General features: G+C 62.0%; 18 protein-coding genes and 2 pseudogenes. 13 read left to right on the forward strand and 7 right to left on the reverse strand.

Features of this window, described 5'->3' with window-relative positions:
* The first annotated feature begins 84 nt into the window (after window positions 1-84).
* The 6 genes from GGD53_RS17635 to GGD53_RS17660 all read left to right on the forward strand — a co-directional run bounded on the left by GGD53_RS17635 (window position 85) and on the right by GGD53_RS17660 (window position 5966).
* Entirely contained in the window at window positions 85-567 is a 483-nt protein-coding gene (locus GGD53_RS17635) for a 3-hydroxyacyl-ACP dehydratase FabZ family protein (protein ID WP_184457865.1), read from the forward strand.
* A complete protein-coding gene (locus GGD53_RS17640) occupies window positions 564-1769 on the forward strand; it encodes a beta-ketoacyl-ACP synthase (RefSeq protein ID WP_184457867.1) in 1206 nt (401 codons plus the stop codon). Before GGD53_RS17635 ends, GGD53_RS17640 begins: the two co-directional genes overlap by 4 nt.
* Before the next feature lie 10 nt (window positions 1770-1779).
* On the forward strand, window positions 1780-3066 hold the full coding sequence (locus GGD53_RS17645) for a beta-ketoacyl-ACP synthase (protein ID WP_184457868.1): 1287 nt from the start codon (window positions 1780-1782) through the stop codon (window positions 3064-3066).
* A 56-nt stretch (window positions 3067-3122) separates the two neighbouring features.
* A complete protein-coding gene (locus GGD53_RS17650) occupies window positions 3123-4151 on the forward strand; it encodes a zinc-binding dehydrogenase (RefSeq protein WP_184457871.1) in 1029 nt (342 codons plus the stop codon).
* Between the two features lie 6 nt (window positions 4152-4157).
* Complete coding sequence (locus tag GGD53_RS17655; RefSeq protein WP_184457873.1) at window positions 4158-5093, forward strand: lipid A biosynthesis lauroyl acyltransferase; 936 nt, start codon at window positions 4158-4160, stop codon at window positions 5091-5093.
* A gap of 180 nt (window positions 5094-5273) precedes the next feature.
* Window positions 5274-5966: a PAS domain-containing protein gene (locus GGD53_RS17660; RefSeq protein ID WP_184457875.1), complete on the forward strand. Its 693-nt coding sequence runs from the start codon at window positions 5274-5276 to the stop codon at window positions 5964-5966.
* A gap of 131 nt (window positions 5967-6097) precedes the next feature.
* Here GGD53_RS17660 and GGD53_RS17665 read toward each other — a convergent pair whose 3' ends face one another.
* The 3 genes from GGD53_RS17665 to GGD53_RS17675 all read right to left on the reverse strand — a co-directional run bounded on the left by GGD53_RS17665 (window position 6098) and on the right by GGD53_RS17675 (window position 7713).
* Window positions 6098-6457, reverse strand: coding sequence for a VOC family protein (locus tag GGD53_RS17665; protein WP_011425727.1), 360 nt, complete (start codon window positions 6455-6457; stop codon window positions 6098-6100).
* Entirely contained in the window at window positions 6458-6856 is a 399-nt protein-coding gene (locus GGD53_RS17670; RefSeq protein WP_184457877.1) for an SRPBCC family protein, read from the reverse strand.
* A gap of 68 nt (window positions 6857-6924) precedes the next feature.
* Window positions 6925-7713 (reverse strand): helix-turn-helix domain-containing protein, encoded by a 789-nt coding sequence (locus GGD53_RS17675; RefSeq protein WP_184457879.1) that lies wholly within the window; start codon window positions 7711-7713, stop codon window positions 6925-6927.
* A gap of 205 nt (window positions 7714-7918) precedes the next feature.
* On the opposite strand from GGD53_RS17675, the gene gndA reads away from it, so the two are divergent.
* The 4 genes from gndA (at window position 7919) to GGD53_RS17695 (ending at window position 11260) form a co-directional block, all read left to right on the forward strand.
* Complete coding sequence (gene gndA, locus GGD53_RS17680; RefSeq protein WP_184457882.1) at window positions 7919-9370, forward strand: NADP-dependent phosphogluconate dehydrogenase; 1452 nt, start codon at window positions 7919-7921, stop codon at window positions 9368-9370.
* A gap of 166 nt (window positions 9371-9536) precedes the next feature.
* A complete protein-coding gene (locus GGD53_RS17685; RefSeq protein ID WP_184457884.1) occupies window positions 9537-10031 on the forward strand; it encodes a GNAT family N-acetyltransferase in 495 nt (164 codons plus the stop codon).
* Window positions 10032-10045: 14 nt separating this feature from the next.
* Window positions 10046-10603, forward strand: coding sequence for a GNAT family N-acetyltransferase (locus GGD53_RS17690; RefSeq protein ID WP_246717820.1), 558 nt, complete (start codon window positions 10046-10048; stop codon window positions 10601-10603).
* A 39-nt stretch (window positions 10604-10642) separates the two neighbouring features.
* Window positions 10643-11260, forward strand: coding sequence for a class I SAM-dependent methyltransferase (locus GGD53_RS17695; RefSeq protein ID WP_184457886.1), 618 nt, complete (start codon window positions 10643-10645; stop codon window positions 11258-11260).
* A gap of 5 nt (window positions 11261-11265) precedes the next feature.
* Here the strand turns inward: GGD53_RS17695 and GGD53_RS17700 are convergent, their stop codons facing one another.
* From GGD53_RS17700 to GGD53_RS17710, 3 genes are read right to left on the reverse strand one after another with little or no spacing between them, the layout of a single operon-like run.
* Complete coding sequence (locus GGD53_RS17700) at window positions 11266-11799, reverse strand: AAA family ATPase (RefSeq protein ID WP_184457888.1); 534 nt, start codon at window positions 11797-11799, stop codon at window positions 11266-11268.
* A 3-nt stretch (window positions 11800-11802) separates the two neighbouring features.
* Window positions 11803-12879 (reverse strand): D-alanine--D-alanine ligase family protein, encoded by a 1077-nt coding sequence (locus GGD53_RS17705; RefSeq protein WP_184457891.1) that lies wholly within the window; start codon window positions 12877-12879, stop codon window positions 11803-11805.
* Between the two features lie 33 nt (window positions 12880-12912).
* Window positions 12913-13527, reverse strand: coding sequence for a C39 family peptidase (locus tag GGD53_RS17710; protein WP_184457893.1), 615 nt, complete (start codon window positions 13525-13527; stop codon window positions 12913-12915).
* 168 nt (window positions 13528-13695) lie between these two features.
* Here GGD53_RS17710 and GGD53_RS32280 point away from each other — a divergent pair.
* Window positions 13696-14586: pseudogene (locus GGD53_RS32280) on the forward strand (LysR substrate-binding domain-containing protein); the annotation flags it as partial.
* A gap of 22 nt (window positions 14587-14608) precedes the next feature.
* Window positions 14609-14814, forward strand: a pseudogene (locus GGD53_RS31890) (tyrosine-type recombinase/integrase); the annotation flags it as partial.
* Between the two features lie 728 nt (window positions 14815-15542).
* Here the strand turns inward: GGD53_RS31890 and GGD53_RS17720 are convergent.
* Window positions 15543-16586 carry a LacI family transcriptional regulator gene (locus tag GGD53_RS17720; protein ID WP_184457895.1) on the reverse strand — a complete coding sequence of 348 codons (1044 nt, stop codon included), beginning with the start codon at window positions 16584-16586 and terminating at the stop codon, window positions 15543-15545.
* A gap of 455 nt (window positions 16587-17041) precedes the next feature.
* On the opposite strand from GGD53_RS17720, the gene GGD53_RS17725 reads away from it, so the two are divergent.
* On the forward strand, window positions 17042-18274 hold the full coding sequence (locus GGD53_RS17725; protein WP_184457897.1) for an ABC transporter substrate-binding protein: 1233 nt from the start codon (window positions 17042-17044) through the stop codon (window positions 18272-18274).
* Window positions 18275-18337 lie beyond the last annotated feature (63 nt).

Genomic DNA, 18337 nt, shown 5'->3' on the forward strand with positions numbered 1-18337 from the left:
GCCCTGACTATGGCGGCCGGGCGGTTTCGTTCCTAATTAGGCGTCACTGGCGGTGGCTTTGGCCAGCCGGGCCGGAGGATCCGAATGCTGCTGGAATATTTCCAGATGATTGACCGCGTCGAAGCGGTGGACCTGAAGAAGGGGACGCTTGTCGCGCGTTCCGTCGTGCCGGCCAAGAGCCCTGTCTTCGAGGGCCATTTTCCCGGCATGCCGCTCGTTCCCGGCGTGCTCCTGATCGAAACCATGGCGCAGGCCTCCGGCATGCTGGTGCTTGCCGTGACCGACTTTGCCGCCATGCCTTTCCTGATGTCGGTCGACGGCGCCAAGATGCGCACCTTCGTCGAGCCGGAAGCCGTGCTCGATATCGAGGCGGTGCTGGAGCATGACGGGTCGGGTTTTGCGGTCACCAAGGCCAAGATCACCAGCGGCGGCAAGAAGGTCTGCGATGCGCAGCTGAAACTGCGCACCATGCCCTTCAGCGAAGTTCCGCTCGGCGATATCGTGAAAAAACGCGCCGGCGAGGTCGGGCTTCTCAAAGCGATCGCAGCGCAGGGAGTGGTTGGATGAGCAAGGCTGCAAACGACGTCGTCATTTCAGGCGTCGGTATCGTTACCTGTCAGGGCGTCGGCAAGGAGGCGCATGTCGCGCTGCTTTCGGCCGAGAGCACGCCGAAGGCGATCGTCGAGACAGAGAAATTCAAACCCTATCCGGTGCATCCGCTGCCTGAGATCGACTGGTCGCAGCAGATCGCCAAGCGGGGCGACCAGCGCCAGATGGAGAACTGGCAGCGCATCGGCGTCTTCGCCGCGGGTCTTGCGCTCGACGATGCCGGCTTCAAGGACAATCTGGAAGCCTGCGGCACAATGGACATGATCGTGGCGGCCGGCGGCGGCGAGCGCGACATCAACGTCGACACGCTGATCGTCGACGAGGGCCTGAAGCGCAACGACCGCGAGCTGCTGCTCAACGAGAAGCTGACGACGGAACTCAGGCCGACGCTGTTCCTGGCGCAGCTTTCCAATCTGCTTGCCGGCAATATCTCCATCGTTCACAAGGTCACCGGCTCCTCGCGGACCTTCATGGGCGAAGAAGCATCGGGCGTTTCCGCCGTCGAGACGGCCTTCTGGCGCATTCGCTCCGGCGAATCCACCCATGCGCTCGTCGGTGGCGCCTTTGCTGCCGAACGCCCCGATATGATCCTGCTTACCGAAGCGATCGGCGCACACACGCGCGGCGAATGGGCGCCGCTCTGGTCGCGCTCCGGCCTCGATGGCGGCGGCATGATCACCGGTTCCGCCGGCGCCTTCCTGGTGCTGGAATCGCGCAAGCATGCGCAAGAGCGCGGCGCGCATATCTATGCGACGATCAGCGCCGTCGAAGGCGATCGCGGCAATCGCGCTGCCGGCAATTTCGAAGTGCGAATGGAACGGCTGCTGAAGCCTGCCGCCGACCTGCCGCCAGAGAGCATGACGATCTTCTCCGGTTCGACCGGCATGCACGAGATCGCCGCCCGCGAAAAGGCGGTGCTGGAACATCAGCTTCCGGGTGCGGCGATCCGCGGCTTCGGCGGCGTTTCCGGTCACACGCTCGAGGCGCAATTCCCGCTGGGGCTGGCGCTCGCAGCCCTTGCGATCGATGCCAAAGCCAAGGTTCCGCCCTTCGACGCCGACCATGAAGCGCCGATGAAGGCGGGCACGAAGACGGCCGTCGTAACGACGGTCGGACACCAACGCGGCGAGGGCGTCGCCGTTCTTTCCGCAGAGGCGTGAGGAGAGAGATATGACAGCTTCCGCTTACAGGGATCACCTCGGCCGGCCGATCGTCGCAGTGACCGGCATGGGCATCATCACCTCGCTCGGCCAGGGCCTGAAGGACAATTGGGCAGCCCTTTCCTCCGGCACCTCGGGCATCCACGTAATCAACCGCTTTCCCACAGAAGGCCTATCCACACGGATCGCCGGCACCGTCGATTTTATCGACATTCCGGTGCCGAACGCCGTCGAGCGCTCCTATGCCTTCGCGCGCGAAACGACCATCGAGGCACTCGCCGATGCCGGTCTGTCGGGCGATTTCAATGGTCCGCTGTTCCTTGCCGCGCCACCGATCGAACCCGAATGGAGCGCCCGTTTCGAGCTTGCCGACCGCTCGCCGGCTGCCGACCATCCGGGCGACGCCTATGAACGCTTCCTGACGGCGCTGCGCCAGCGGCCCGACCCGGCCTTCCACGAGGCGGCGCTGTTCGGTGCGATTTCCGAACGCCTTGCCGACCGGTTCGGCACGCGCGGCCTTCCCGTGACACTGTCGACCGCCTGCGCATCGGGCGTCACCGCGATCCAGCTCGGCATCGAGGCGATCCGCCAGGGCCGCACCGACCGCGCGTTGACGGTTGCCACCGACGGGTCGCTCAGCGCCGAGGCGCTGATCCGCTTCTCGCTGCTTTCGGCTCTTTCGACGCAGAACGATCCGCCGACCAAGGCCTCCAAGCCGTTCAGCAAGGATCGCGACGGCTTCGTCATCGCGGAGGGTGCGGCGACGCTGGTGCTGGAATCGCTGGAAGCGGCCGTCGCCCGCGGCGCCAAGGTGCTCGGCATCATGAAGGGCGCCGGCGACAAGGCCGACAGCTTCCACCGCACCCGGTCCTCGCCCGACGGCGGTCCAGCGATCGCGACGATCCGCGCGGCCCTTGCCGACGCAGGCATCGACGAGAGCGGCATCGGCTACATCAACGCGCACGGCACATCGACGCCCGAGAACGACAAGATGGAATATGGCGCCATGTCGGCCGTCTTCGGCGAGCGGCTCGTCAGCATTCCGGTGTCGTCGAACAAGTCGATGATCGGCCATACGCTGACGGCGGCCGGCGCGGTCGAGGCGGTGTTCTCGCTGCAGACGATGCTGACGGGCACGCTGCCGCCAACGATCAACTACGCCAATCCCGATCCGTCGATCGTGCTCGATGTCGTGCCGAACAAGAAGCGGGAGGCCCAGGTTTCGGCCGTGCTTTCCAACTCCTTCGGATTCGGCGGGCAGAATGCCAGCCTTGTCATGGCGCTCGAACCGGCTTAAGCGGTTCCCGACAATTTCAAGACGAGACGAACGCCTCCGAGGCGAGGGATTTTGCCATGCGCGCTTTGCAACTGATCGACGACCGCAAGCTTGAGATCACCGACCTGCCGGAACCGGAGGCACCTGCCGCCGGCGAGGTGACGCTGCGCGTCAAGGCGGTGGCGCTCAACCATATCGACGTCTGGGGCTGGCGCGGCATGGCTTTTGCCAAGCGCAAGATGCCGCTTGTCATTGGCGCCGAAGCCTCCGGGGTCGTGGAAGCGATCGGGCCGGGTGTCGCCAATGTTCTACCGGGCCAGTTGGTTTCGATCTATGGCGCGCGTACCTGCGGCCTCTGCCGACCCTGCCGCGAAGGCCGAGACAATCTCTGCGAACACGTCTCCGGCGTGCATGGTTTCCATCTCGATGGTTTCGCGCAGGAGAAGGTGAACCTGCCGGCGCGTCTGCTCGTTCCCGCACCTCCCGGTGTCGATGCGATCGGCGCGGCATTGGCACCCGTCACCTTCGGCACGGTCGAGCATATGCTGTTCGACAATGCCAAGCTCGAGCCCGGCGAAACGATCCTCGTTCATGCCGGCGGCTCCGGCATCGGCACGGCGGCGATCCAGCTTGCCAAGAAAATCGGCTGCACCGTCATCACCACGGTCGGTTCCGACGACAAGATCGAGAAGGCCAAGGCGCTCGGCGCCGATCACGTCATCAACTACCGCACCGACCGCTTCGAGGGCGTGGTGCGCAAGCTCACCAAGAAGAAGGGCGTCGACGTCGTCTTCGAACATGTCGGCAAGGACACCTGGGCGGGCTCGATGCTCTGCATGAAGCGTGGCGGGCGTCTCGTCACCTGCGGCTCGACCTCGGGCGTTTCCACAGAGATGAACCTGATGATGCTGTTCCAGCAGCAGCTGAAGCTCTTCGGCTCGTTCGGCTGCCGCATGGAGAATATGGCTGATGCGATGCAGAAGATGGGCCGTGGGCTCGTCCATCCCGTCATCGACACGGAAGTCGGCTTCGACGATATCGACCGGGCGCTGGAGCGGATGGAAAGCCGCCAGATCTTCGGCAAGATCATTCTGAAGATGGACTGACCTCACGTGAAGCTGTTCATTACCCGGGTCGTTCTGGCGCTCAGAAATTTCCAGCAATGGCTGGTGGCGCAGGCGATGTTCGGCTTCCTAAACGTGCTGAAGCTGTTTCCGGCCGATGGCGCGATTCGCTTCGCCGACCGCATGATGCGCCGCCTCGGCCGGCGGACGCGCCGCCATAGACTGATGCTCGTCAATCTGCGCAACGCTTTCCCTGAGAAGAGCGAGGCCGAAATCGAGGAGATCGCGCTCGCCAGCTGGGGAAATATGGGACGGCTCGCGGCCGAATACGTTTTCCTCGACGAATTGTTCGACTACGACCCCGAACGGCCGGAGCCGGGCAGGGTGGAGGTGTCGGGCATCCCCATCTTCCTCGACCTGCGCGACAATCCGCGCCCCTTCATCGTCTTTACCGGCCATACCGCCAATTTCGAGCTGCTGCCGGTGGCGGGCGCGGCCTTCGGGCTCACAGTCACCGTGCTTTTCCGGCCGCCGAACAATCCCTATGTCGCCAAGAAGGTGTTCGACTTCCGCAGCGCGCGCATGGGCAAGCTGGTGCCCTCGCATGCCGGCTCCTCCTTCGCGCTCGCACGCCAGTTGGAGGCGGGCCAGGGGGTGGGCGTGCTCGTCGACCAGAAATTCGGCAAGGGGCTGAAAGGCACCTTCTTCGGGCGAGAGGTGAAGACCAATCCGCTGCTGCCGAAGCTGGTGCGCCAGTTCGATTGCGAGGTCTATCCGGCGCGCTGCATCCGCCTGCCAGGGAATCGCTACCGGCTCGAAATCGAGCCGCGGCTGGAGATGCCGCGCGACGCCAAAGGCAATCTCGACCTGCCGGCGGCCGCCCAGCTGCTCAACGACAAGGTGGAAGGTTGGGTGCGGGAATATCCGGAACAATGGCTCTGGTATCACGACCGCTGGCAAATCAAGAAGACGCTCGCGCCTTGAAAATCAAACCCTGATTTATCAGCGGTGAAAAGCGGCAGGTGCTCTCGGATTGAAACCGAGTAAACTTCATGTTAGCCGTCACAACCAAGGCGCGAATAATTTCCACCTTAGGGCGCATTTGGGAAAGTGCTGCCACACAATTTGGACACGCCACTTGGGACAATGGGAGTGGGAGGCGTCTTGCTGGAGCTTTTTCGAGCCTTTTCCTTGCGCTGCGCGCAAATAGAGGAGGCCATACGCCAAGGCGACGATCAGCGCGTCATGTTGCTCGACCGTCACGTCGAGCCGCTGGTCGAGGCTATCCTGGCCTGCCGAGCGGCCAATCTGCTCGAAGTCTATATGCAGCTGCAGTTCGTCAGCCATCTTGTCGCTCGGGACGCGGACGACAGCGCCAGCGTCAGAGAACATACGGCGGTGCTTTCTTATCTGCTCGACTGCTATTTCGGCACGCATGCGCCAGACTGGCGGGCGCCTTCGCCGCAGGATGTGCGCATCGAGCCGCCGGCAGCCTATGTGCCCGACACCGACAACGGCCAATTCCTCAACGCGGCGATCCTCGAAAGCCTGCCGGACCGTGTCGCGGTGCTGACCAGGGACTACCGCTACCTCTATTCCAATGCGGCCAACAGCGCCCATCTCGACAGCAAGCCGATGGAACTGATTGGGCGTCACCTTTCCGAATTCATCGGCGAGGAGCGCTTCGCCGAATGCGCGAAGCATAAGCTGGACGTCTGTTTTGCCGGCGCGGAGGTCGACTACACTTATGAGCGTCGGACCGGCGGCGGCGCATCCCGGCAGGTGCGCTGTCGCATGTCGCCGCTGCGTGATGCGGGCGGCATTGTGATCGGCGCTCTGATCGTGATGGATCGGTAGTCTAGAGCAATTCCGTTTTTCCTCGAATCACGGAATTGTTCTATCTCTTTGTTTTCATGCAATTCCCGGCAAAAGCGCTTCGCGCTTTGCCTGAGAAAACCGCTGCACACTTTTGCTGGAATTGCTCTAACTTATGCCGTCGCCCAGACGGCGAGTTCGTAACCGTCGCGGTCGAGGAAATGGAAGCGGCGGCCGCCGGGAAAATCGGTGATCGGCCGGCAGATCGTGCCGCCGGCCCTTTCGACCGAAGTCAGCACTTCTTCCAGATCCCTGGCGTAGACGACGACGAGCGGGCCGCCCGGACGGACGGGGCCGAAATCGGTGAAGCCGCCTTTCAGCCGGCCATCGTCAAATTCGCAGTAATTCGGGCCGTAATCGGTGAAGCGCCAGCCGAAGGCGGAACCGTAAAAGGCTTTGGCGGCGGCGATGTCGGATACGTTGAATTCGACATAGTCGATGCGGCGGTCGTTGTGTTCGGAATTTTCAGCCATCTATCTCTCCATCAGGGCTTTCAGCATGACGAGATCCTTCTCGATATGCGCGGCATCGGCGGCAAACTGCGCATCTGTCATGCCGGGCAGGCGCAGCAGCGTGAACATGACCTCGCAGCCATCGCCATTCGGGACGATGCGCAGGGCATTATAGACCCGGAGCCCGGATTCGATCGTCACCGTATGGTCGATCACGCCGAATTCATTGGCGGGAACGAAGCTCACCTTGATGGTGCCGAGGGGACCGTGGGCGATCCAGTCGGCGCCGTCGGGCTCGAAGCCGGTGGCAAGGCCGGAGGCCCAGAGCGGCATGTTCTCCGGCTTGCCGGCGAAGTCGTAGACATCCCGCCAGTCGCGCTCGATCGACTGGTGGATGATTTTTGCAGGCATTGTCGCCATGGTGCAGGTCCTTGTATTTTGGTTCCCTGACATAATAAGGCCGACCGGCGGTGTCTTGAACAAAACGGTCAGCCGGATCCTTCCCGCATGCCGAGTTGGTCGAGAATGATCGCAGGGGTGAGCGTCGAGAGTTCTGCGACATCGCGTGTCATGTGGGCCTGGTCGGCAAAGCCTGCTTCGAGCGCGATGCGGGCGAGCGGCATCGCGTCCATCCTGCGGCAGAGGTCGAGGAAACGCTGGAACCGGCGGATGCGTTCCAGCGTCTTTGCGCCATAGCCGAAATGATGGTGGCAGCGGCGGCGCAGCTGCCTTTCGCTCATGCCGAGCTTGCCGGACAGGCCGGAGGTTGGGCGGCCGCTGTCGGCGGCGGCGAAGATCATGGCGGCGTCGCGGGCAGGCTCCTCCTCGTTGCGCGCGGCCTCTTCAAGCAGACGGCCGAACAGCATCACGGCGGCGGGTTCCGGGCAATCCCGCAGCCGCGCCTCGAATTCGCTCGTGTCCGTCCGCCCGATGTCGGCAAGCGGCACCGAGAGGCCGACCAGCGCCGAGAGCGGCGTCTTCAGCCAGGATGCTGCGGCGCCCGGCGCAAAGCGCGCGCCAATGACGGTCGCGCCTGGCCTTATAACGGGGAAGGCCGCGATCCGGTCGGGGCCGGCGACTTCAAGCCGTCCGTCGATCCAGAGGAGATCACAATAACCATCCGGCACGATCGCCACCGTCCCCGCCGGTCCGTCGTTCAGCGTATGCGACCAGAGGCGGCTGAAATGGCGCCACAAGGCGGGCGGTGGCGCATATTCGCGGTAGCGGCCGGCGCGGGCCGCAAGCAGCGCCATGTCTTTTCGTCTTTTCGAAACCAAACGACATCTCCCGAGGTCCGCATGATAACATGAGATAGGACGGTACGGGCGATCGTGAAAATTCGCGGCTTCCGGATCGGCCTGCAGATGAGAGGTTGTCGGACAAGTCAGACGATCAAAGCTGCATTTCATTGGCTTTTGCGAACCGATTAGACCCTCGCGAGACTTGCCGTTTGATCGAGACAGTGCCACAACACCGGTCCAAATGACACATCGGAGGTTTGTCGTGGAAAAGGCAGAAATCGGACTGATCGGCCTTGCGGTCATGGGCTCCAACCTGGCGCTCAACATCGCGGAGAAAGGCAATAAAATCGCGGTCTTCAACCGCACGCCTGAGAAAACCGATGAATTCTATGAAAGCGCCGGCGATCTGAAGAAGCAGATCATTCCTTGCAAGACCATCGAAGAGTTCGTCGATGCGATCCGGCCGCCGCGTCCGATCATCATCATGATCAAGGCGGGTGAGGCCGTCGACCAGCAGATGGAAGCGCTGCGCCCGCATCTTGCCAAGGGCGACATCATGATCGATGCCGGCAACGCCAATTTCCGCGACACCGTCGCCCGCTTCGACCGCCTCAAGGATACGGAGCTGACCTTCATCGGCATGGGTGTTTCCGGCGGCGAAGAGGGTGCGCGCCACGGACCGTCGATCATGGTCGGCGGCACCGAGGAATCCTGGAAGCGCGTCGAGAAGGTGCTGACCTCGATTGCCGCCCGCTACAATGACGAGCCCTGCGTCGCCTGGCTCGGCAATGACGGCGCCGGCCATTTCGTCAAGACTATCCATAACGGCATCGAATATGCCGACATGCAGATGATCGGCGAAATCTACGGCATCCTGCGCGACGGTCTCGGCAAGAGCGCCTCCGAAATCTCCGGCATCTTCGGCGAATGGAACAAGGGTCGGCTGAACTCCTACCTGATCGAGATCTCCGAAAAGGTGCTTGCGGCGACCGATCCGGTTTCCGGCGGGCCGATGGTCGACATGATTCTCGACAAGGCAGGCCAGAAGGGCACCGGCAAGTGGTCGGCGATCGAGGCGCAGAACATGGGCATTCCGGCAACGGCGATCGAAGCCGCGGTCGCCGCCCGCAGCCTCTCCTCGATGAAGTCGCAGCGCGAAGCCGCCGAAAAGATCTTCGGCACGCAGGCCGTCTCTTTTCCGATCGCCTACGGCCCCGAGCTCAACAAGGATCTGGAACTGGCGCTGTTTGCCGCCAAGATCGGCGCCTATGCGCAGGGATTCGCCGTGATGGCGGAAGCTTCCAAGGAGTTCAACTGGTCGCTGCCGATGCCTGTTATCGCGAAGATCTGGCGCGCCGGCTGCATCATCCGCTCGCAGTTTCTCGACGAGATCACCAAGGCTTTCACCGATGCGCCCGATGCGACGAACCTCATCGTCACGCCGGCCTTCTCGTCCATGGTCAAGGAATCGATCCCGGCACTTCGCCGCGTCGTGACCGCCGCTCTCGCCGCCGGCCTGCCGGTGCCGGCGCTGACCTCGGCGCTCACCTATTTCGACGCCTACCGCCAAGGCAGGGGAACGGCCAACCTCATCCAGGCCCAGCGCGACTTCTTCGGCGCTCACGGCTTCGACCGCCTCGATGGCAAGGATTTCCATCACGGCCCCTGGGGCAGCGGTGCGGCGACCTTCTGAGGTTTGCGGAGAAGACATCGAGGAAGCCCGGCCGTTCTGCCGGGCTTTTTGTGAGATCGCTGCCTAGCCCGACACCTGTGTTGTTTCTGCCTGAGCAAACTGGCTTGTTGATTTCCGACTTTCCCTTCATAGCATTTGCGGAAGACCGTTCCGGAGAACTAAAGGAATGCTCATCCGATACGAGACGCCGGCAGATATCGAAGCTATTCAGAATTTGACCTCGATTGCCTTTGCGCCGATGCCCTATAGCGAGGGTACGGAAGCGGAGATCATCCGCAGGCTTCGCTTGAGCGGCGATCTGGCGATATCGCTGATTGCCGAGGAGGATGGCGAGATCTTGGGGCATGTCGCGTTCTCGCCGGTGACGGTCAACGGAGTACATGACGGCTGGTTCGGGCTGGGGCCGATATCGGTCACACCGGAGAGACAGCGGCAGGGTATCGGGAGGGCGCTTATGGCAAAAGGGCTCGAATTGCTGAAGGAGATGGGCGCGAGCGGGTGCACGCTGGTCGGCAATCCCGACGTCTACAGCGGTGCGGGCTTCAGCAGCGACGGCCAATTGACATATCATGATCTCGATACGCGGCTCGTGCAGCGGATTGTTTTTCGCGAGCCGGCGCCGAGCGGGGTGCTTCGGTTCGCTCCGGCGTTCGAAAACTAGCGGAAGGGCGAGACATGTCAGAGGCGGGCGCTATCACCATCCGAACCGAGCGTCTGAAGCTTCGTATGCCTGACATCGACGATTTCGATGCCTATGCCCGGATAATGGCCTCGCCACGGTCCGCGGGGATGGGCGGCCCCTTTGATCTGCGCGCAGCATGGGGGATGTTCTGCCACGACGTCGCTCTCTGGCAGCTTTTCGGGCACGGAGCTCTGATGATCGATTTCGACGAAACCGGCGAATGTGTCGGCCAGGTGGGGATCAACCATGGGCCGCTCTTTCCGGAAAAGGAGTTGGGCTGGTTCGTTTATGACGGGTTCGAGGGCCGCGGCTATGCGACCGAGGCGGCCTCGGCGCTGCGGGACTGGGCCTTCAAGACGCTCAAGCTGTCCTCGCTCGTCAGTTATATCGCGCCTGGCAATTCTGCATCCGTTGCCGTTGCCGAACGGCTGGGGGCGCGTCTTGATCCGGAAGCGCCTAGAGCTGATCCTGCCGATCTCGTCTATTCGTCACCTAGCTTCCTACGACCGGGACATAAGCGATCGAGGCATGTCTCAATCCTTACATCTTGATAGGTCAGGATCGGACGCTGCAAGAAATGGGAATAGCGGATGACGGCCGCAAAACAGGAACATTGGGACGAGGTGTACCGCACGAAAGCGGCTGACAGCGTCAGCTGGTACCAGCCGACGCCCGCGCCTTCGCTCAGGGCTCTTGACGAGCTGCATCTGCCGGTTACGGCAGCGCTGATCGATGTCGGCGGCGGCGCGTCGAGCCTTGTCGACCGTCTCCTCGAGCGCGGCTGGTCCGACCTCACCGTTCTCGATATCGCTGCGCCGGCGTTGGATGTCGCCAAGGCACGGCTGCATGGTGACGCCGCCCGGGTCGCCTGGCTCGTGGCCGATGTCACTGAATGGCGACCAGGGCGGTGGTACGACATATGGCACGACCGCGCTGTCTTTCATTTCCTCACCGAGCCGGAGCAGCGGATCGCCTATCGCCGCGCCCTGGAAACCGGCACGGCGCCGGGCAGCGTCCTGATCATCGCCACCTTCGCACCTGACGGGCCGGAGCGGTGCAGCGGTCTGGCGGTTCAGCGTTACGATGCGGCGGCGCTCGCGTCGGAATTCTCCTCCGCATTCGCCCTGGAAAGCGAGTGGCGTGAGGAGCATAGGACGCCTGCCGGGGGGCGGCAGTCGTTCCAGTGGTGCGTCTTTCGTCGGCGTTAAGGCGACTAATTCGCCCCAAGGCGGTCGAGGATGAAATCGGCCCGTTCGGCAACCCCGATTTTTGGCAGTATGACGACGTCGTAACCGAGTGTCGGATAGGTCGCGGCGAGCCGGTCATATTCTGCGACGGCCTCTTCGAAGCCATGGCGGCGCTCGGGGTCGGTCGTGTAAATCTTGGGCCATGGCGGCGTCAGAAAAACGCTTCCGTTGTATCGATGGGCGGCGCTCATTCCTTCCAGGACCGGTTCACCGGTCATGTGCTGCAGCGCCGAGGCGGCATCGATCAGCCCGCGGTCGAAAAACGTCCAGCCCGTCCATTCGCGCGCCGCCGTGTAGTCGGCCATCGCCATCTCGATCGCGCGACGGGCAAAGGCAATCGCGTCGATCCAGGGCAGGGCGGTTCCACCACTCTCGAGCTCCTGCTTGACGATCCGCCGGCCAGGCTCTTCGACGATCCTGTGACCGCGACGGCCAAGCTCAGCAAGCAGCGTCGATTTTCCGCCGCCGGAACATCCGGAAATCAGAACCGACCTGTTCATGAACTAGCCTGCCCTGCGGGCGCGCGCCATTCCGTGGTCCACCAGCCGGTCGATGACTTCGGCATAGCTGACGCCGCTTGCCGCCATTGCCTTGGAATACATGCTGATATCGGTGAAGCCGGGAATGGTGTTGAGCTCGTTGATGACGAAGCGCATGTCCGATGTCAGGAAAAAATCGACGCGCGCCATGCCGTCGCAGCCAACGGCCCGGAAAGCCCTTGCGGCCATGTCGCGCATGGCGGCCTCGACCTCCGCCGGCAGGTCGGCCGGCACCTTCAAGGCGGCCCCGTTCTCATCGACATATTTAGCGTTGTAATTGTAGAAGCCGTGACTTTCCGCCGGCACGATTTCGCCGGGCCGGGAGACGAAGAGATTGCCGTCGGTATCCTCCAGCACGCTGAATTCGATCTCGCGGCCGGCGACGAATTCCTCGGCAAGCAGGATCCTGTCATGGCGGAAGGCCTGCTCGAGCGCTGCGGCGAATTCCTGGCTGGCATGGACCTTGGCGACGCCGACCGACGATCCCTGTCGTGCCGGCTTGATGAAGAGCGGCAGGCCGAGTTCGGCTTCGAGCGCGGAGAGTGAAGGGGCGGCGCCCTCGTGGATCGTCACGGCGCGCGCCACCGGCAGGCCCGACGCCCGCAGCAGACGCTTGGCGATATCCTTGTCCAGCGCGGCGGCTGAGCCGAGGATGCGGCAGCCGGCGAGCGGCACGCGCGCCACTTCAGCTGCGCCCTGCACCGATCCGTCCTCACCATACGGGCCGTGCAGCACAGGAAACAGGATGTCGATCCTTGGCAATTCATGCGGCGCGCCATGGGCTGACATCGCCAGCATGCGCCCGCGGCCGCCCGGCACGAGGCAGATTTCCGTGCCTGACGAAGGTGTCGCCAGCCGGCCGTCCTCGAAGCTGCTCAGCAGCCATTGTCCCTCGCGGGTGACGAAGACGGGAAGGGCATCGTATTTGTCGGGCTCCAGGGCAGCCATCACGTTGGTCGCCGAGAGGATGGAAACTTCGTGCTCGGCCGAACGGCCGCCGAAGAGCACGGCAATGCGCAGCCTGTTGGGGGAAGGGGTCATGAAAGCCTCCGAAGCGATGGGATGTCGGAAAGATCAGGCCTCGACCGATATACCGCGATTGGCAAAAAAACGATCGAAGACGGCAAGCGGTAGCGTGACATCGGCCTGGCTTGCCGCGTCATGGCCGGACGGATTGTGGAAGCGGATCGTCTCCTGCGAGGCCGCCGTCACCAACACGAGATGCCCGCCCTTTGCCGGCGGCTCGTGCTCCGGCCAGCGGATGCCCGAATGCACCGAGGCGATGAAGAACCGGCGTTTCGACAGAAGTTCTGATATGGCTGACGTCTCGACGTTGGTCATCGTCTCGGCGCCGAGCCCGAAACGTTCGCTCACGAAGCGGACGAAGGGAGCGTAGATTAGCCCCTTGATCGAAGCGTCGATCTCGTTGACGACATAGCCGCCGTAAACCGTGCAGGCGCGGGCAAGCTCGAGAGTAGGATGGATCTCGCCGCGCGCGGCTAGGATCATCTTCAGGCAGGCCATGCCGCAGACATTCATCGCCCAGCGCGCATATTCTTCGATGGTCGCGGCTCCCGAATGGCGCCAGAGCGGATCGCTGAGCAGCGCTTGCGATCCCTCGGCAAGCACCGGCAGCGTCATGCCGGGCGTTTCCCATTGGCTGAAATAAGGCACGCTGCTTTCATGCATTCTGTCGATTTCCCCGTGGCTCATGTGCGGGATGGCTGGCAATCAAGGCTTTTTTCGAGCCATTGCGCCACCGAGCGAATCCAACGGTAGGGCGGTTTTCATTCAGGTCCACTTAATTAAAATAAGGAGATAAGTTAGAAATTATGGATGATTGCCGAGGAGCCGGATTTGGATTTCTTCCGATTGCGCACGCTGCGCGAGCTCTCGCGCAGGGAGACGATGGCTGCCGTTGCCGATGCGCTCGGCATTCGTCCTCGGCGGTTTCCCAGCAGGTCGCTCAGCTGGAGGACGAGACGGGGATTGCGCTGGTCGAGCGGCGCGGGCGAGGGGTGGCGCTGACGGGTGCCGGCCGGCTACTGGTCGAACATGCCTACCGCCTCTTCGCCATCGTCGAGGAAGCCAGAACCAATATTGCCGCGCTGAAGAATACCGTCGCGGGCGACCTGCGGATCGCCGCGCAGCCTTCGTCCGCATAGTCCTTCATTCCCACCGCCCTGCGGCAGCTGGCGATCGATCATCCCCAACTCGATATCATCATGACGACGATGGGGCCGTCAGAAGGGCTGGCGGAACTCAGGGTCTGGCAGGCCGATATCGTCGTTGCCGACGATATATCCCTCGATCCGCATGCGCTTAGCGACGCGGTCGACAGGCTGTTCCTGTGCCGGGACCAGCTCTTCGTGCTGCTGCCCGTCGGTCACAGGCTGAAAAACGAGCCGGCCATCGAACTTACTCAGCTACGGGATGAACGCTGGACGCTCCGACGTCGCCTCCAGCGCCTATTGCAAGGCGATCCGCCAAGCCTGCCGCGATACCGGTTTCGAACCCGTCATCAATGGTTTCAGCGATAGTTTCGAGGTGATTTTCGCGCTTGTCGAAGCCGGCTGCGCGATTTCGGGGATGCCCGGCCTGGCGCTTCGCGATTTCCGCGGCAGGCTGATCGTCAAACCGCTTGCCCCACCTGCCTATCGCGGCATCCACGCGATCACGCGGCGCGGCGAGGGGCGCAACCCAAAGATTGCGGCAGTGCTGGAGCAACTGGCGAGGAGCGTGCCGAGGGCTGATTGCAGTATGCGAGCATCGTTCAGTCCGGAGCATTGGACTCGAAACGAGCGCCTATGGAACTCATTCGATGCGCCGAACGAACGCCGCCTTGATCTACAAGAAGACGGGAAACCTCCGCGCGGTCCAAATCCTACTTGGCCACACCAGACTAGAGAGCACCGTCCAGTATCTCGGGATCGAGATCGATGACGACTACGGATCGCGGAGCAGATCGAGCTCTGAACTAGGCGACCGTCGGCGGAAGCCGGTGGTCGCCAACGCGCCAGAAGCGGTCATCTTTCTAAGTATACACGAAAGTCAGCTCTTGACCTCATTCCGGAAGTTTGAGCGTGAATACAAACCTGCAACGCTGCCGTCAGGCGTGCTACGAGTTGGCCATCGCCAACTGGTCTCGGGGTCTAGCGTTGAGAACCTTATTTCGAGGACTGTCATTTGTCGGATACGCCATTGGTGGCGTTTTCGCAATTTGGACGTTGGTGTGGATAGTTCTAGGCATCAGCTTCAAACCGAGCATTCCGTATTTCGAAGGATTCCTTAATCAGAAGTATAAAGGCTATAAAAGCACCGAGGGCCGAGTGATCCGGTGTGAATCCTGGACAGAGGATTATTCTGAGTACGTGATTAGCTGTAGGTATTTTCGCCAAGCAAAAGCCGAGGAACCAACTTACCACGCATTTGACAAATGGGGCGGTTACATCGGAAGTCGCGATGGCGGTTGATTGCAGTTTTTAGGACAGAGGGCACATTCCATCCAGTGTCTGCCATTGGCAGTCTTGATCTTCAAAAGCTGCTAGTCTTCTCTTCACCCATCTCAGCTAATCCGCAGTTTAATTCTGACGCAATGGGCCGAAAGCAGCCACCGGCGGCTTTTACCGGCTGACGGCAGGGTAAGATACGCCGCAGCCGCCAGTCACGCTGCGGCTCCTTATTCGCTCACTTGCGCCACCACCCTATCTGTCACCCTCCGGCCAGATCGGCTGGCTGATGCTCTGGAGCAGTTCGGGTTCGACGCCGTCGATGCGAGCGATGACGGCCTTGGCCATTTCGCGGCCGGCCTGGCGCACGTCTTCCTGGGCGGTGATGATTTCGGGGCGGATCCAGTTGAGGATCGGCACCGACTGCTTGGAGACCATGTCGAGATCGCGGCCGAGGGCCTTGCCGGCGGCCTCGATGCCGGCATTGACGGCGATCGCAGCGCTGCCGGCCGAGCAGACGATGCCGTCAGGCGCGTTGCCCGAGCGCATCATCACTTCGATGGCGTCACGGATATCGGCGAGCGGCGCGTCGGTGTTGACGCGCAGCGGCACTTCTTCGGCACCGTAATCGTGTAGGCCAGTCTGGAAGCCGATGCGGATATGGGCGTAATAGGTGAGCTTGCTCGGCGGCTGCAGCAAGGCGATGCGCCGCCGGCCCCGTTTGACGAGGCGTTCCACCGCCTGATGGGCGAAGGCCTCGTTGTCGAAATCGTGGAAGGGGTGGATGAGGCCTGCATCGGTGCGTCCGTGCGTGGCAAAGGGCATGCCGCGCTCGGACAAGAGCCGCACGCGCGGGTCGTCCGGTTCGATGCGCGAGATGATGACGCCGTCGGCCGAGCCGGTTTCAAGAATATAGCGCACCGGCAGCATTGGGTCCTTGCTGTGGGAATGCGGGGTCACGACAATATGATAGGGGGTGCCGGACAGCACTTCCGATATGCCGAAGACCATCTGGCTCGAGAAGCCCATGATCTCCTCGTCGATGCTGAGGACGAGGGCGATGACGTTGGTCTTGCCGGTGCGCAGGCGCACCCCCGCCCGGTTCGGTTGGTAGCCGAGCTGACGGGCGACCATGCGCACCCGCTCCTTGGTCTCAGCCCCGATATCGGGTGCATCTTTCAAGGCGCGCGATACTGTGGTCACCCCGAGGCCGGTCATGAAGGCGATCGTCTTCAATGTCGGGCGCTCGCGCGTCACCGCCGTCGATGCAGCCTGTCCGAAATTTCCCTTGTTTTCCATCCCTGTAGGCCTGCCTCACGCGAATTGGTCTCGCTTATAGAGGCTTTTTCAGACGCCGTAAGCCCGTCGCCTGCCAAAAATCGCGCCTCCCTGAGGAATTCAATCTGTAACGATACAGTAGAAATGTCGAGTGGTTTTTCTTGTGTGCGTCGCAGCATCATTCGTATAAGTTGAATCGGTGATTCCTACAGGATTTTTCTGCAGCTGCGAAAAAGGCAGTGCGGCGCTCGAAACTGTAGTTTGAAAATTATTATTAAATTTCAGTATAATAATCGGGCGCGGCATGTGCGGAAAAGTCTGGCTGGCTGCCGATTTAGCGGGTGTAGCGCCTCCTTCCGAAACAGTCAGAAGTGGCAATCCGGATCTTTAAAGAAAAATTTGCGGGCGGGCAGTTGCGTGGAGAAATCGATTGATCTAAGTTTTTCCGGTAACGTTTCAGTGAGGGAGGAGAACTCATGAAAATTCGTATGATGGCGGCCATGCTTGCCGCTTCCGCCGCGCTTCCGATCAGCGCCAGCGCCACCGATCTCGAAGTCACCCATTGGTGGACGTCTGGCGGCGAGTCCGCTGCTGTCGCCGAGCTGGCAAAGGCATTTGACGCCACCGGCAACCACTGGGTCGACGGTGCTATCGCCGGTTCCGGCGGTACTGCTCGCCCGATCATGATCAGCCGCATCACCGGGGGCGACCCGATGGGCGCCACCCAGTTCAACCATGGCCGCCAGGCCGAGGAACTGGTTCAGGCCGGCCTGATGCGCGACCTGACCGATGTCGCGACCGCGGAGCACTGGAAGGACATTATTCGTCCGTCGAGCCTGCTCGATTCCTGCACGATCGACGGCAAGATCTACTGCGCTCCGGTGAACATCCACTCCTGGCAGTGGCTGTGGCTTTCGAACGCGGCCTTCAAGAAGGCCGGCATCGAAGTTCCGAAGAACTGGGACGAATTCGTCGCTGCCGCTCCGGCTCTCGAAAAGGCCGGTATCATTCCGCTTGCTGTCGGCGGTCAGCCATGGCAGGCGACAGGCGCCTTCGACGTGCTGATGGTCGCGGTCGCCGGCAAGGACGTCTTCAACAAGGTGTTCAAGGACAAGGATGCAGAGGTTGCCGCCGGACCTGAGATCGCCAAGGTCTTCAAGGCTGCCGACGATGCCCGCCGCATGTCCAAGGGCAGCAACGTCCAGGATTGGAACCAGGCGACCAACCTCGTCATAACAGGCAAGGCCGGTGGCCAGATCATGGGTGACTGGGCGCAGGGCGAATTCGCACTCGCCGGTCAGAAGGCCGGCACCGACTATACCTGCCTCCCGGGCCTTGGTGTCAACGAGATCATCTCGACCGGCGGCGACGCCTTCTACTTCCCGCTGCTGAAGGATGAGGAAAAGTCCAAGGCGCAGGCCGTGCTCGCCAAAACCCTGCTCGATCCCAAGACCCAGGTTGCCTTCAATCTGAAGAAGGGCTCGCTGCCGGTTCGCGGCGACGTCGATCTCGCCGCCGCAAACGACTGCATGAAGAAGGGTCTCGACATCCTGGCCAAGGGCAATGTGATCGAAGGCACTGACCAGCTGCTTTCGGCCGACAGTCAGAAGCAGAAGGAAGATCTCTTCTCCGAATTCTTCGCCAACCCGTCGATGACGCCGGAAGACGCTCAGAAACGTTTCGCCGCCATCATCGCTTCGGCTGACTGATCGGCAGGTTCGCTGCCCTTGCGATCCGGCTCCCCCGGAGCCGGATCCTCCCGCAAGTTTCGA

The organism is Rhizobium aethiopicum, from assembly GCF_014197535.1.
Classification (GTDB): domain Bacteria; phylum Pseudomonadota; class Alphaproteobacteria; order Rhizobiales; family Rhizobiaceae; genus Rhizobium; species Rhizobium aethiopicum_A.